Origin of the sequence: Sphaerimonospora cavernae (assembly GCF_042435035.1) — a bacterium.
Taxonomy (GTDB): domain Bacteria; phylum Actinomycetota; class Actinomycetes; order Streptosporangiales; family Streptosporangiaceae; genus Sphaerimonospora; species Sphaerimonospora cavernae.
In genome coordinates, this window is the sequence record NZ_JBHMQT010000059.1 from 115,297 (window position 1) to 128,902 (window position 13,606).

Sequence of the window (13,606 nt, forward strand, 5' to 3'; positions counted from 1 at the left end):
AGCCGCTGACCTGGGCGGATGGTGTTCGTGATCTTACACTACCCAGATACAAGATCATGAATGGTGTTTGTGCAGCTAGATGGGGTGGACTGCGAGTTTCTGCAAGATCATGAAAGGGGATTGCGTAGGTGGCGAGGGGTCTCTGCGAGAATTCGCAAGATCACGGCAATGGGTGGGGGGGTGGGTGGGGGAGCCAGGTCACCGACCAGTAGGCCACGCCGAAGGGGGCGTCGCCGTACAACGTGTGCGCCGTCCATGATGTGCCCTGTGTCTGTGACGTGCTCTCGGTGGCCGCCGCCATGACCTGCCAGACGGCCCGCCCCCGGATCAGCAGGTCGTCGCACAGGCCCGGGTCCAGGGCGGCCAGGGCGGGAAGATCGGCGGAGGCCAGCGCGTCGCCGATCGAGGCGTCGGCCTCCAGCGCGCGGGGGTCGACGTACCCGGGGGCCTTCTCCCCGCGACGGGCGCTGCCGTCGCCGACGACGACCAGCCCGATCCGGCCGGGCCGCGCCGCGATCTCATGGCCCAGCTCGCCACAGCTCCGGGGCGACGCGTGCTCGTCGACGCCCTGCAAGGTGAGGGGCACGGGGTGTCCGGCGAGAAGCGATCGGCCGACGGCCAGCGGCACCGGCAGCGATCCAGGCGCCGGCCGCCGTCCCGGGGCGGGGGCCAGCCGCCCGGCCGGCGTCGGCGCGTCCGCCGGGTACGACCCGGTCCGCGGCGCCCCGCCCACCACGACGATCTCGTCGGCGCCCCCGCCGACGAGGGTCTGGCCGACGACGGTCTTCACGGCGGCGAGGGCGGCCGTGCGCAGTTCCTCGACCTCGGCGACGGGTCCGCCGGTGAGGCCGGGCAGCAGCAGCGGAGTCTGCGGGACGCAGCAGGCGGCGACGATCATGCCAGGCTCCGAACGGTCCGCACGGGTTCCCGTACGCCCCGGGTCACCGCGACCATGTCCAGCACCTGCCGGGTCGGGGCGACGTTGTGGGCGCGGAAGACCCGCGCCCCCTGCCACGCGCACACCGCGCTGACCGCCAGGGTGCCGAACACCCGCTCGTCCACCGGCAGGCCCAGGGACTCGCCGACGAAGTCCTTGTTGGACAGTGACACCAGCACGGGCCAGCCGGTGGCCACCATCTCGTCCAGCCGGCGCGTCACCTCCAGGGAGTGCCAGGTGTTCTTGCCGAAGTCGTGGCCGGGATCGATCAGGATGCGTTCGGGGTCCACTCCGACGTCGACCGCGCGCCGGGCGAGTGCGGTGGTGCGGGCGATCACGTCGGCCATCACGTCGTCGTACTCGACGCGGTGCGGGCGGGTCCGCGGCGGCAGCCCTCCGGCGTGCGTGCAGACCAGGCCCACGCCGAACTCCGCGGCGACTTCGGCCAGCCCCGGGTCGGTGCCGCCCCAGGCGTCGTTGAGCAGGTCGGCGCCGGCCCGGCAGGCCTCGCGGCCCACCTCGCGTCGCCAGGTGTCGACGCTGATGATCATGTCGGGATGACGCTCGCGGATCTCGGCGACGAACGAGGCCGTGCGGTCGATCTCCTCCCGCACGTCGACCTCGGTTCCCGGGGCCGCCTTGACGCCGCCGATGTCGACGATGTCTGCGCCCTCGGCCACGACCTCGTCGACCCGGCGCAGCGCCTCCTCGCGTGCGAAGGTCGCGCCCCTGTCGTAGAAGGAGTCGGGGGTGCGGTTGACGATCGCCATGATCAGCAGGTCCTCGCCCACGTCACGTCGACCCAGCCTCAGCATGGACCCAGCCCCAGCATGCCGTGATCGCCCCTTCTGTTCACCGCCCGAAGGCCGCGTAAACCATATCAAGGCTCCTGTCGCCGGAATAGGCGATCTTGAGAAGGCGGATCTTCAGCGCAGGGCGCGGGAGGCGTACTGCGGGATCGTCGCCATCGCGGGCCGCTCCGCGACCGAGATCTCCCGCTCCACCGGCCGGTGACCGGCCGGCCCGCGCTCGAACTGGGTGAGCCGCAGCGAGGGCGCGCCCATTGGGATGATCTTGTTCTGGCGTTCCAGCCGGGACCAGGCCGTGTGCATGATCTGCCCGGCCATGCGGCCGAGAGCCTCGGTCGTCTGGTGCGAGTGCATCCGGCGTCCCAGGTCCACCTGGGCGAGCGCGTCGAGCCCGACGAGGTCGAGCAGGTCGATGAGCAGGGCCAGCTCCACGCCGTACCCGGTGACGAACGGCACCCGCTCCAGCACCTCACGCCGGCCCGCGTACTCGCCCGCCAGCGGCTGCACGAACCCGGCGAGCAGCGGCCAGTGCAGGTTGAGCAGCGGCCGCGCGACCAGTTCGGTCACCCGCCCGCCGGTGCGGGCCTCCTGTTCGTCCGGCCCGATGAACGGCCGGTCGTAGCAGCCCTTCACGTACGCCACCGAGGGGTCGGCCAGCAGCGGCCCCAGCAGCCCGGTCACGAACGAGGTCCGGAACTCCCGCAGATCGGCGTCGACGAAGACCAGGAGGTCGCCCGACGTCACGGCGAGCGACTTCCACAGCGCCTCGCCCTTTCCGTCGTAGGCCGGGCCGTCCAGCTCGGGGAGGATCTCGTCCTGCGCGATGACCTTGGCGCCGGCGCGTACGGCCTCGTCCGCCGTGTCGTCGGTGGATCGGGAGTCGATCACGATGAGCTCGTCCACGAGCGGGACGGCCTCGACGAGGTCGCGGCGGATGGCCGTCACGATCTCCCCGACGGTCCCGGCCTCGTCGCGGGCCGGGAGGACCACGCTGACCGTGGTGCTTCCCTTGGCTGCCATCAAGCTGCCCACCGGCCAGTCGGCCGCCGCCGACATATGGCCGGCCAGCCATGCCTCCACCTCAGGTAGCACGCAGCTCTCCCCATGTATCCGCGAAATCCGCCGACATCACCCTATGCACAGGGTAGGCCGTCGCCGCGCCGCCGAGCCGGCGAGGTGATCAGACGGATGAGCCGCGAGTTCCGGTGTTTCGTTCATGTATTGGTACGGCAACGGCTAAATGCGACGGAGTATCACGAAACTGTATATAGCATGAAATTTCGCGTTGTCAGGACGCCGGTCGGCGGCACGGAACGCAAGAGGTGGACATGGCTGGGGGCGCCGGAATGGCCGAGCGCGGCAGGACCGTGAGAGCCATGGGCAAGGACACCGACCTGGATCTACGGCAGTTGCTGGCCGGCCTGACGGCCGTACGCGACGGGGAGTTCCGCACCCGGCTGCCCGAAGGCGGCGGCGAGGACGGCCTGCTGAGCGAGATCGCGACGGTCTTCAACGGCATGGTGGATCAGCTGTCGCTGTTCACCTCCGAGGTGACGCGGGTGGCCCGTGAGGTGGGCACCGAGGGCGGGCTGGGCGGCCAGGCCGAGGTGCCGGGAGTGTCCGGCAGCTGGAAGGACCTGACCGACTCGGTGAACGCCATGGCCGGTAACCTCACCGACCAGGTCCGCGGCATCGCCGACGTGACCACCGCGGTGGCCAAGGGCGATCTGACCAAGAAGATCGACGTGGACGCGCGCGGGGAGATCCTGGAGCTGAAGACCACCGTCAACACGATGGTCGACCAGTTGTCCTCCTTCGCCGACGAGGTGACGCGGGTGGCCCGTGAGGTGGGCACCGAGGGCCGGTTGGGCGGCCAGGCCGACGTGAAGGGCGTGTCAGGCACCTGGCGTGACCTCACCGGCTCGGTGAACTTCATGGCGGGCAACCTCACCGACCAGGTCCGCGGCATCTCGCAGGTGGCCACCGCCGTGGCGCGCGGCGACCTGTCGCAGAAGATCACCGTGCCGGCGCGCGGAGAGATCCTGGAACTGAAGAACACCATCAACACGATGGTCGACCAGCTGTCCTCCTTCGCCGACGAGGTGACGCGGGTGGCGCGTGAGGTGGGCACCGAGGGCCGGTTGGGCGGCCAGGCCGACGTCAAGGGCGTCTCGGGCACCTGGCGGAGCCTCACCGAGTCGGTGAACGTGATGGCCTTCAACCTCACCGCTCAGGTGCGCGACATCGCCCGGGTCTCCACGGCGGTCGCCACGGGCGACCTGACCCAGAAGATCCGGGTGGACGCGCGCGGGGAGATCCTGGAGCTGAAGGAGACCATCAACACGATGGTCGACCAGTTGTCGGCGTTCGCCGACGAGGTGACGCGGGTGGCCCGCGAGGTGGGCACCGAGGGCAACCTGGGCGGTCAGGCGACGGTCCGTGGTGTGTCGGGCACCTGGAAGGACCTCACCGACAACGTCAACGTGATGGCCTCCAACCTGACCGACCAGGTGCGCGGCATCGCCCAGGTCTCCACCGCGGTGGCCACGGGCGACCTGACCAAGAAGATCGACGTCGTCGCCCGCGGGGAGATCCTGAAGCTGAAGACGACCATCAACACGATGGTCGACCAGCTGTCGGCGTTCGCCGCCGAGGTGACCAGGGTCGCCCGTGAGGTGGGCAGCGAGGGCCGGCTGGGCGGCCAGGCCGAGGTCGAGGGCGTGTCGGGCACCTGGAAGCGGCTGACCGAGAACGTCAACGAACTGGCCGGCAACCTCACCCGCCAGGTGCGGGCGATCGCCGAGGTCACCGGCGCGGTGACCACCGGAGACCTCACCCGCTCCATCACCGTCGACGCCGAGGGCGAGCTCGCCGACCTCAAGGACAACATCAACTCCATGGTGGAGTCCCTGCGGGAGACCACCCGTGCCGACCAGGAGCAGGACTGGCTCAAGACCAGCCTCGCCCGGATCTCCGGGCTCATGCAGGGGCACCGAGATCTGGCCGTCGTCGCCGAACTGGTGATGAACGAGCTGGCCCCGCTGGTCGGCGCGCAGTACGGAACGTTCCTGCTCGCCGAGGAGACCCCGGGCGGCGACGAGCTGCGCGTGGTCGGCACCTACGGCCACCGGGAGACCTCCCGCCGGTACGCCCTGGGGGAGTCGCTGGTGGGACAGGCCGCGCTGGCCAGGCACACCGTCGTTGTGGACGACGTCCCCGCCGGGTACGTCACGATCACCTCCAGCCTGGGCCAGGCCGGGCCGGTCAACCTGATCGTGCTGCCGATCGTGGTGGAGGACCAGGTGCTGGGCGTCATCGAGCTGGCCAGCCTGGGCCGCTTCACCGAGGTGCACCGTGACTTCCTCGAGCAGTTGGTGGAGACCATCGGCGTCAACGTCAACACGATCGTGGCCAACGCCCGTACCGACGCGCTGCTGGCCGAGTCCCAGCGCCTCGCCGGCGAGCTGCAGGCACGCCAGGAGGAGTTGCAGAGCTCCAACGCCGAGCTGGAGGACAAGGCCGAGTTGCTGGCCCGGCAGAACCGCGACATCGAGACCAAGAACAGCGAGATCGAGCAGGCGCGACAGGAACTGGAGGACCGCGCCCAGCAGCTCTCCCTGGCCTCCAAGTACAAGAGCGAGTTCCTGGCCAACATGAGCCATGAGCTGCGCACTCCGCTCAACTCGCTGCTCATCCTGGCCCAGATGCTCGCCCAGAACCCGTCGCGCAACCTGACGCCCAAGCAGGTGGAGTACGCCAACGTCATCCACTCGGCCGGCACCGACCTGCTGCAGCTCATCAACGACATCCTCGACCTGTCCAAGATCGAGGCCGGCAAGATGGACGTCTCACCCGAGCCAGTGGTCCTGCGGGGGCTGCTGGACTACGTGGACGCGACCTTCCGGCCGCTGACCGCGGCGAAGGGCCTGCGATTCGACGTCGTCGTCGCCCCCGGCGTGCCGCCCGAACTGCTGACCGACGAGCAGCGGCTGCGGCAGGTGCTGCGCAACCTGCTGTCCAACGCGGTGAAGTTCACCGGGGAGGGATCCGTCGGACTGCGCATCGAGCGCGCCACCGGACAGGTGCACCTGGCGGGCGCGGTCGGTCAGGAGATCATCGCCTTCCACGTCACCGACACCGGCATCGGGATCGCCCCGGAGAGCCTCCCGCACATCTTCGACGCGTTCCAGCAGGCCGACGGCACCACCAGCCGCAAGTACGGTGGCACCGGCCTGGGCCTGTCCATCTGCCGGGAGATCGCCGGCCTGCTCGGCGGGGAGATCACCGCCGCCAGCACTTTGGGCGAGGGCAGCACCTTCACCCTTTACCTGCCGGTGGCCCACCTGACCACGCCGCTCGGATCTCCGCTGCTCGGAACGCCGTCGCCCGGAACGCCGCCGCTCGGGCCGGCCGCCGCGCCGGCGCCGCCGTACGCTCCGGCACCCGAGAGGCACGCACCCGAGGTTCCGGTGCCTGAGCGGCCCGCGATCGAGGGGCCTTCGGCCGGGGAGCCGGCCGTTGAGCGGGCCGACGGGCAGGCCCGCCGTCTGCTCGTGCTGGAGCCACGGCCGAACGGCCTGCTGTCCATGCTGGCCCAGAGCGCCGCGGCGGATCTCGCCGACACCTGCGGGCCGGTCCAGGTGACCACGGCGAAAGATCCGGCCGATGCGCTGAGCGCGCTGCGGCGCGACCGCCACCACTGCGTCGTGCTCGATCTGGGGCTGCCGCACGACGCGGCCGCGGTGTTCCTCAGGCGGCTGGACGAGGAGCCGGCGCTGCGCACGCTGCCGGTGCTCGCCCACCACTCGCGCAGGCTGTCACGGCCGCAGGAGGACCTGCTGCGGGGCCGGGCCCGTACCCAGTCGCTGGAGCGGCTGCCCAGCCTGGACGAACTGCGCGAACGCATCACCCTGCATCTGTCGGCCGCGAGGCCCGGCGACGTTCCGCCGCTCGTCCAGCCCGGCACCTATTACGGCGCCGCGGTGACACAGGAGCGGGACACCAAACTCGCCGGCCGCAAGGTGCTGATCGTCGACGACGACGTGCGCAACGTCTTCGCGCTCACCACGATCCTGGAACTGCACGGCATGCAGGTGCTCTACGCCGAGAACGGCCGCAAGGGCATCGAGGTGCTGACGCGTAACGACGACATCGATCTGGTGCTGATGGACATCATGATGCCGGAGATGGACGGGTATGAGGCCACCGCCGCCATCCGGGCGATGCCGCGCTTCGACGATCTGCCGGTCATCGCGGTCACCGCGAAAGCCATGCGCGGCGACCGGGAGAAGACCCTGTCGGCCGGCGCCAGCGACTACGTGACCAAGCCGGTCGACGCCGGGGAACTGGTCGAGTGCATACAGCGCTGGCTGGGACTGCAGACCGAATAGCTCAGTTTCGGCGAGCCCGTGGTGAATGACCGTCATTTGGGGGTGATCGTGAGCGTGATCCGGCCGGAGGGTTTGGTCCTGACGGTCAGGATGCGCCTGGCCGGGTCCCAGGTGGCCTCGCCTTCGGAGGCTCCCGCGGGCTGAAGAAGATCACCGCAGGGTCTTGCCGAAATCCTCTTCCTGCCGCTCCGGCACGATCTGGATGGTTTGGCCTTTCCCGCTGGGCGAGAGCACGGTCACCTGTTCCGGGGACCGTGTGGAGATGACGAGCTCGTCCCTGCCGTCCCCGTCGAGATCGAGCAGGGCCACCGTCCTGCCGAACCCGGAGACGGAAGCGTCGGCGGACATGCCGGCGGATGTCGTGTCGAACACCTGGGAACCCTTCGCTGACAGGCCGTCCGGCCCGCCGTACAGGACGAAGACCGCGGCCAAGCCGCTGAATTCGTCTCTCCGTGCGACCACGGCGACGTCGGCGTAGCCGTCACCGTTGACGTCGCCCACCGCGATGGCACTGCCGAAGCCCTCCGTTCCCTCGGGCGCCCGGGGCAGCCCGGGAGACGTCATCGACCACGAGGTACGGGGGTCGATCAGACCGTTGGCCGATCCCCGCCGGACGGAGATCGCGCCCAGTTCGCGTTCACGTTCGTCGTACCAGTCGTACTCGTCGAAGGCGCTTTCGTTGACCAGATCGCCGTAGCCGTCACCGTCGAGGTCGCCGATCGCCAGGTGACGCACATCCCATCCGGGGAACGTCTCGCCCAACGGGCCCGTGAGCCCCTGGGGCGAGCCTCGGTACACCGCACCGCTGCCCTCATCGGCCGGGTCGTCCTCGGCGTAGAAGACGGCCAGGTCGGAATAGCCGTCCCCGGTGATGTCGCCGGCTGTGAGATCCGCTATGACGTCCACGTCCCGCAGGACGGCCTTCCAGCCCGCCTTTCCCGTCCGGATGTCGCGGCTGCCGGTGGTCACCCATACTGTGCCGGTGGTCTCCCATGTCGACTCGGCGGTGTCCCATGCGTAGTGGGTGGTGACGGCCAGATCGTCGAATCCGTCCCCGTCGAAGTCGCCAACGGCCAGACGGTCACCGAATCCTCTGGCCTTCCGCGGCTGCTCGAGCTCTACGAGCCCGCCGGAGAGCCCTTGCGCCGAACCGAAGACGATCACGACCGAGCTGGCCCGCTCGTCGTCCCCCGGGGCGGCGATCACGAGGTCGGCGTAGCCGTCGTGGTCTAAGTCGCCGGAGGCGAGCGCCTTGCCGAAGCCCTCCTCCTTGGCGGCCCGGCTCTCCCTGCTGATGATCTGCCGGGGTCCGGCGGTCACGCCGCTGGCCGAGCCGTACGCCACCTCGACGCGACCGGCCTGCGGCACGCCGTTCACCGTGGCCTGCGGTACGCCGATGACCAGATCCGCGTACCCGTCGCCGTTGAAGTCGTGGGCCTTCGTCCTTTCGCGCGCGCGTTCGCGGGCGGCCACCGCGCTCGCGGTCGCGGGGGCCGCGGTCGCGGCGGTAGCGGGGGCGTCGGCGGTCCGGTGCTCCGCGGTACAGGCCACCGCCGCCGTCGTGAGCAGGAGGTATGCCGTAAAGATTCCCAGAAGGGGTAGTCGCATCGGATTACGATAGATGATTGGAATTGTCGTCGCCTGCCGCTTCGTCAAGGTGGATCGGGCTGGTTGTCGCCGCGGTCGGGCGGACCGATATTGTCACGTTCCATCCAGATTGGACGGCTGTGAATGACCGTCATGGTGAGGTTCACCTGACGGGGCCGACCGGGGTGGTGGGAGCGGCTCGGACTCGTCGACTCTGACAAATGGAAACGTGCCTGAGTCAGGCATGGGGAAAGCTCTTGACAGGGGGGTTCGTGTGACCTCACGCTGTTGCGCATAGCGCTTCGCGTTTCTCTTTACACAACTGGGGATGGTTGATGATTCCTGCCTGCCCGCTTCGCTCGCTGCCCCGGGGCGAGGCGTTCCGGCTCGATGCCGAGCCGCCGATCGCGGTGTTCCACACCGAGGACGGGGAGATCTACGCGATCGACGACACCTGCACCCACCAGGACGCGTCACTCGCCGACGGGTGGCTGGAGGGCTGTGAGGTGGAGTGCCCCCTGCACGCCTCGAAATTCGACCTCAGGACCGGACAGGTGGACGCGCCCCCGGCGAAGCTCCCCGTGCGGACCCACCGGGTCGTGATCGAGGACGACACCATCTTCGTCGTCCCCTCGGACGCCCCCGCGAACCTGCCGCCCGGGGTCGCCGCACGTTGTCAGGGTGCCGCGTGAGAACCGTCGCGGTGGTGGGCGCCTCGCTGGCCGGCCTGTCCGCCGCGCGGGCGCTGCGCGATCAGGGGTACGACGGACGCCTGGTGCTGATCGGTGACGAGCCGCATCGCCCCTATGACCGCCCTCCGCTGTCGAAGGAGTTCCTCGCGGGCCGGATGAGCGAGGCCGACCTCGCGCTGGAGACCGAGACCGAGGACCTGGACGCCACCTGGGTCCTCGGGGCGGCGGCCGAAGCCCTCGACCCCGGCGAACGCGCCGTACGGCTCGGCGACGGAAGGTCGGTACCCGCCGACGCGGTGGTGATCGCCACGGGGGCGACCGCCCGAACCCTCCCCGGGACCGAGCGTCTTTCCGGGGTCCACACGCTGCGCACCCTGGACGACGCCAGGGCGCTGCGCGCGGACCTCGCCGGGGCCGGGCGGCTCGTCGTCATCGGCGCCGGCTTCATCGGGGCCGAGATCGCCTCCACCGCGCGGACCCTCGGGCTGCACGTCACCCTGGTCGAGCCGGCGTCCGCCCCGCTGGCCGCCGCCATCGGCGCCGAGATGGGCGCCGTGGTGGCCGGGCTCCAGGCCGGGCAGGGCGTCGAGGTGCTGTGCGGCACCGGCGTCCGGGAGGTGACCGGCACCGCCCGGGCCGCCGGTGCGCCCAGGGTCGACGGGGTGATCCTGACCGACGGACGGCGCGTCCCCGCCGACGTGGTCGTCGTCGGGATCGGCGCGCGCCCCAACATCGGCTGGCTGGCCGGATCGGGCGTCGGTGTCGGGGACGGCGTGCTGTGCGATGCGACCGGAGCCACCGACCTGCCCGGGGTGATCGCCGTCGGCGACTGCGCCGCCTGGTTCGACCCCGCCGCCGGGTCCCACCGCCGTGTCGAGCACTGGACCGGGGCCGTACGGCGCCCGGCCGTCGCCGTACGCGCGCTGCTGGCGGGCGCCTCCGCCGCGTCCGGGAACGACATCCGGCCGCCGGAGCCGCCGTACTTCTGGTCCGAACAGTGCGGGGTGCGGATCCAGTTCGCCGGGCACGCCCGACCGGGCGACGAGATCACCGTCGAGGACGGTAGCCTCGCCGACCGGAGCTTCGTGGCGGTCTACCGGCGCGGGGACCGTCCGGTCGCGGTGCTCGGGATCGACCTGCCGCGGCCGTTCACCCGCTGGCGTAAGCGGCTCGCGGCCGACGCGCTGCGGAGCCCGGCGCCCGCGGCCTGATGAGAGGCTGAGGAAGCAGGCCCGGACACGGCCCGCCCGACAACACCCGTCGATCCAGAAGTCGATCGAGAAATCGCGAAGGAGACAACCATGGCGCATGAGGTTCGCGGCGTCGTCGCGCTCGCCAAGGGGCAGCCGGTCAGCCTGGAGACCATCATCGTGCCCGACCCCGGCCCAGGCGAGGCCCTCGTCAAGATCCAGGCCTGCGGGGTGTGCCATACCGACCTGCACTACCGGGAGGGCGGCATCTCCGACGACTTCCCGTTCTTCCTGGGCCATGAGGCGGCCGGCGTCGTGGAGGCCGTCGGCGAAGGCGTGACCGACGTCGCCCCCGGCGACTTCGTCGTGCTCAACTGGCGGGCCGTCTGCGGGGCGTGCCGGGCCTGCCTGCGGGGCCGCCCGCAGTACTGCTTCGCCACCCACAACGCCAAGCAGAAGATGACCCTCGCCGACGGGACCGCGCTGTCGCCGGCGCTCGGCATCGGCGCGTTCGCCGAGAAGACGCTGGTGGCGGCCGGCCAGTGCACCAAGGTCGACCCGGGTGCCTCTCCGGCGGCCGTCGGCCTGCTCGGCTGCGGCGTCATGGCGGGCCTCGGCGCGGCCATGAACACCGGCGGCGTGACGCGCGGCGACTCGGTCGCCGTCATCGGCTGCGGCGGCGTCGGCGACGCCGCGATCGCGGGGGCGGGCCTCGCCGGCGCGACCACGATCATCGCGGTGGACGTCGACGACCGGAAGCTGGAGTGGGCCCGCCGCTTCGGCGCCACGCACACCGTGAACTCCCGCGAGACCGACGCGGTCGAGGCGATCCGGGATCTGACCGGCGGCTTCGGCGCCGATGTCGTCATCGACGCGGTGGGCCGGCCCGAGACGTACCGGCAGGCGTTCTACGCTCGCGATCTGGCCGGGACCGTCGTCCTGGTCGGCGTGCCCACCCCGGAGATGACGCTGGAGCTGCCCCTGCTCGACGTGTTCGGCCGCGGCGGCGCGCTCAAGTCCAGCTGGTACGGCGACTGCCTGCCCAGCCGCGACTTCCCCATGCTCGTCTCGCTCTACCAGCAGGGACGGCTCGACCTGGACGCCTTCGTCTCCGAGACGATCACGCTCGACGACGTCGAGAGCGCCTTCGACAAGATGCACCGCGGTGAGGTGCTCCGCTCGGTGGTGATCCTGTGACTCGGATCGAGAAGGTCGTCACCTCCGGGACGTTCAGCCTCGACGGCGGGACCTGGGAGGTCGACAACAACGTCTGGCTGCTCGGCGACGACGACGAGGTCCTGGTCGTCGACGCCGCCCACGACGCGGACGCCATCGCGGCGGCGGTGGGGGACCGGCGGGTGACCGCGATCGTCTGCACCCACGCCCACAACGACCACGTGAACGCTGCGCCCGCCCTCGCCGCGCGGACCGGCGCGCCGATCCTGCTCCACCCCGCCGACGAGGTGCTGTGGAACCTCGCCCACCCCGGGGCTCATGCGGAGGCCGAGCCGGACGGCCCACTCGCCGGCGGGGAGGTCCTGCGGGTCGCGGGCGTGGACGTGCGGGTGCTGCACACACCCGGTCACGCGCCCGGCGCGGTCTGCCTGCACGTCCCCGAGATGGCGGTGGTGTTCACCGGCGACACCCTCTTCCAGGGCGGGCCGGGCGCGACGGGCCGCTCCTACAGCGACTTCCCGACCATCGTCTCCTCCATCCGCGACGTGCTGCTGCCGCTGCCGCCGGAGACGGTGGTGCACACCGGGCACGGCTCCGACACCACCATCGGCGCCGAGGCCCCTCACCTCGACGAGTGGCTCCGCCGCGGCCACTGAGCCGTACCTCTCATCGCGCACGACCACCAGGAGCGAAACAGTGAGCACCACGAGCCTGCCTCCCAGCCTGATGTCCACTCTGCCCGGCGCTTACTACACGGACCCGGACGTCTTCGCCCTGGAGCAGCGCCGCATCTTCGAGTCGATGTGGTTCTGCGCCGTGCGCGCCGCCGACCTGCCCAAACCCGGGGCGTTCAAGACGGTGCAGGTCGGCGCGGAGAGCATCCTGGTCACGCGGGCGCGGGACGACTCGATCCGCGCCTTCCACAACGTCTGCCGACACCGGGGGGCGAGGATCCGCACCGAGGAGTCGGGGGAGGTCAAGCGTTCCTTCCAGTGCCCCTACCACGCCTGGACGTACGACCTGGAGGGCAGGCTGATCGCCGCGCCCAACCTCACCAAGATGCCCGACATCGACCGGGTGGCGTACGGCCTGGTGAACGTGGCCGTGCGGGAGTGGCTGGGATATGTGTGGGTCTGCCTCGCCGACGAGCCGCCCTCGTTCGAGGAGGACGTCATGGGGGCGGTGCGCACCCGGCTCGGCGACGTCGCCGACATCGACAACTATGACGTCGCGGGCCTCAAGGTGGGCAGGCGTATCGTCTATGACGTAAAGGCCAACTGGAAGCTGATCGTCGAGAACTTCATGGAGTGCTACCACTGCGCGACCATCCATCCGGAGCTCACCGAGGTGCTTCCGGAGTTCGCCGACGGTTACGCGGCGCAATATTACGTGGGTCACGGCGCGCTGTTCGGGGAGGAGATCCAGGGCTTCACCGTGGACGGCTCCGCCGGCCTCGACCGCATCCCGACGGTCAGCCAGGAGCAGGACCGGCGCTACTACGCGATCACGATCAAGCCGCAGGTCTTCGTCAACCTCGTGCCCGACCACGTGATCTGGCACCGGATGTTCCCGCTCGCCGCGGACCGTACCGTGGTGGAGTGCGACTGGCTGTACCTCCCCGAGGTCGTGGACGGCGGCGCGGACATCGACAGGTCCGTGGAGCTGTTCCACCGGGTCAACACCCAGGACTTCGACGCGTGCGAGCGGTGCCAGCCCGCGATGAGCTCGCGCACGTACGCCGACGGTGGTGTGCTGGTGCCCAGCGAGCAGCACATCGGCCTGTTCCACGACTGGGTCCGCGGCCGGCTGGCGGACTGATCGACGA

General features: G+C 70.4%; 10 protein-coding genes. 6 read left to right on the top strand and 4 right to left on the bottom strand.

What is annotated here, in order from left to right:
* Positions 1–160: 160 nt before the first annotated feature.
* From ACFHYQ_RS26710 to ACFHYQ_RS26720, 3 genes are all read right to left on the bottom strand, one after another.
* Positions 161–898, bottom strand: a complete 738-nt coding sequence (locus ACFHYQ_RS26710; RefSeq protein WP_394303899.1) for a class III extradiol ring-cleavage dioxygenase family protein — start codon at positions 896–898, stop codon at positions 161–163.
* Positions 895–1,752, bottom strand: a complete 858-nt coding sequence (folP, locus tag ACFHYQ_RS26715) for a dihydropteroate synthase (RefSeq protein ID WP_394303900.1) — start codon at positions 1,750–1,752, stop codon at positions 895–897. Before folP ends, ACFHYQ_RS26710 begins: the two co-directional genes overlap by 4 nt.
* A gap of 111 nt (positions 1,753–1,863) precedes the next feature.
* Positions 1,864–2,838, bottom strand: coding sequence for a glucosyl-3-phosphoglycerate synthase (locus ACFHYQ_RS26720; protein WP_394303901.1), 975 nt, complete (start codon positions 2,836–2,838; stop codon positions 1,864–1,866).
* 254 nt (positions 2,839–3,092) lie between these two features.
* Here ACFHYQ_RS26720 and ACFHYQ_RS26725 point away from each other — a divergent pair, with 254 nt between their 5' ends.
* Positions 3,093–7,136, top strand: coding sequence for a HAMP domain-containing protein (locus ACFHYQ_RS26725; RefSeq protein WP_446746311.1), 4,044 nt, complete (start codon positions 3,093–3,095; stop codon positions 7,134–7,136).
* Positions 7,137–7,286: 150 nt separating this feature from the next.
* Here ACFHYQ_RS26725 and ACFHYQ_RS26730 read toward each other — a convergent pair whose 3' ends face one another.
* Positions 7,287–8,744: an FG-GAP-like repeat-containing protein gene (locus ACFHYQ_RS26730; RefSeq protein ID WP_394303902.1), complete on the bottom strand. Its 1,458-nt coding sequence runs from the start codon at positions 8,742–8,744 to the stop codon at positions 7,287–7,289.
* Positions 8,745–9,058: 314 nt separating this feature from the next.
* On the opposite strand from ACFHYQ_RS26730, the gene ACFHYQ_RS26735 reads away from it, so the two are divergent.
* From ACFHYQ_RS26735 to ACFHYQ_RS26755, 5 genes are all read left to right on the top strand, one after another.
* A complete protein-coding gene (locus tag ACFHYQ_RS26735; RefSeq protein WP_394303903.1) occupies positions 9,059–9,415 on the top strand; it encodes a bifunctional 3-phenylpropionate/cinnamic acid dioxygenase ferredoxin subunit in 357 nt (118 codons plus the stop codon).
* Complete coding sequence (locus ACFHYQ_RS26740) at positions 9,412–10,626, top strand: NAD(P)/FAD-dependent oxidoreductase (RefSeq protein ID WP_394303904.1); 1,215 nt, start codon at positions 9,412–9,414, stop codon at positions 10,624–10,626. Before ACFHYQ_RS26735 ends, ACFHYQ_RS26740 begins: the two co-directional genes overlap by 4 nt.
* A 90-nt stretch (positions 10,627–10,716) precedes the next feature.
* Positions 10,717–11,802, top strand: a complete 1,086-nt coding sequence (locus ACFHYQ_RS26745) for an S-(hydroxymethyl)mycothiol dehydrogenase (RefSeq protein WP_394303905.1) — start codon at positions 10,717–10,719, stop codon at positions 11,800–11,802.
* Complete coding sequence (locus ACFHYQ_RS26750) at positions 11,799–12,437, top strand: MBL fold metallo-hydrolase (RefSeq protein WP_394303906.1); 639 nt, start codon at positions 11,799–11,801, stop codon at positions 12,435–12,437. The genes ACFHYQ_RS26745 and ACFHYQ_RS26750 overlap by 4 nt, the downstream gene beginning before the upstream one ends.
* A 70-nt stretch (positions 12,438–12,507) precedes the next feature.
* The gene (locus tag ACFHYQ_RS26755; protein ID WP_394303992.1) at positions 12,508–13,599 is read left to right on the top strand and encodes an aromatic ring-hydroxylating oxygenase subunit alpha; all 1,092 of its coding nucleotides are present in this window, start codon (positions 12,508–12,510) and stop codon (positions 13,597–13,599) included.
* Positions 13,600–13,606: the final 7 nt, after the last annotated feature.

Excerpts from the sequence above, each read along its gene's own strand:
- ACFHYQ_RS26710 (WP_394303899.1), bottom strand. The coding sequence starts at position 898 with ATGATCGTCGCCGCCTGCTGCGTCCCGCAGACTCCGCTGCTGCTGCCC.
- folP (WP_394303900.1), bottom strand. The coding sequence starts at position 1,752 with ATGCTGAGGCTGGGTCGACGTGACGTGGGCGAGGACCTGCTGATCATG.
- ACFHYQ_RS26725 (WP_446746311.1), top strand. The coding sequence starts at position 3,093 with ATGGCCGAGCGCGGCAGGACCGTGAGAGCCATGGGCAAGGACACCGAC.
- ACFHYQ_RS26730 (WP_394303902.1), bottom strand. The coding sequence starts at position 8,744 with ATGCGACTACCCCTTCTGGGAATCTTTACGGCATACCTCCTGCTCACG.
- ACFHYQ_RS26735 (WP_394303903.1), top strand. The coding sequence starts at position 9,059 with ATGATTCCTGCCTGCCCGCTTCGCTCGCTGCCCCGGGGCGAGGCGTTC.
- ACFHYQ_RS26745 (WP_394303905.1), top strand. The coding sequence starts at position 10,717 with ATGGCGCATGAGGTTCGCGGCGTCGTCGCGCTCGCCAAGGGGCAGCCG.
- ACFHYQ_RS26755 (WP_394303992.1), top strand. The coding sequence starts at position 12,508 with ATGTCCACTCTGCCCGGCGCTTACTACACGGACCCGGACGTCTTCGCC.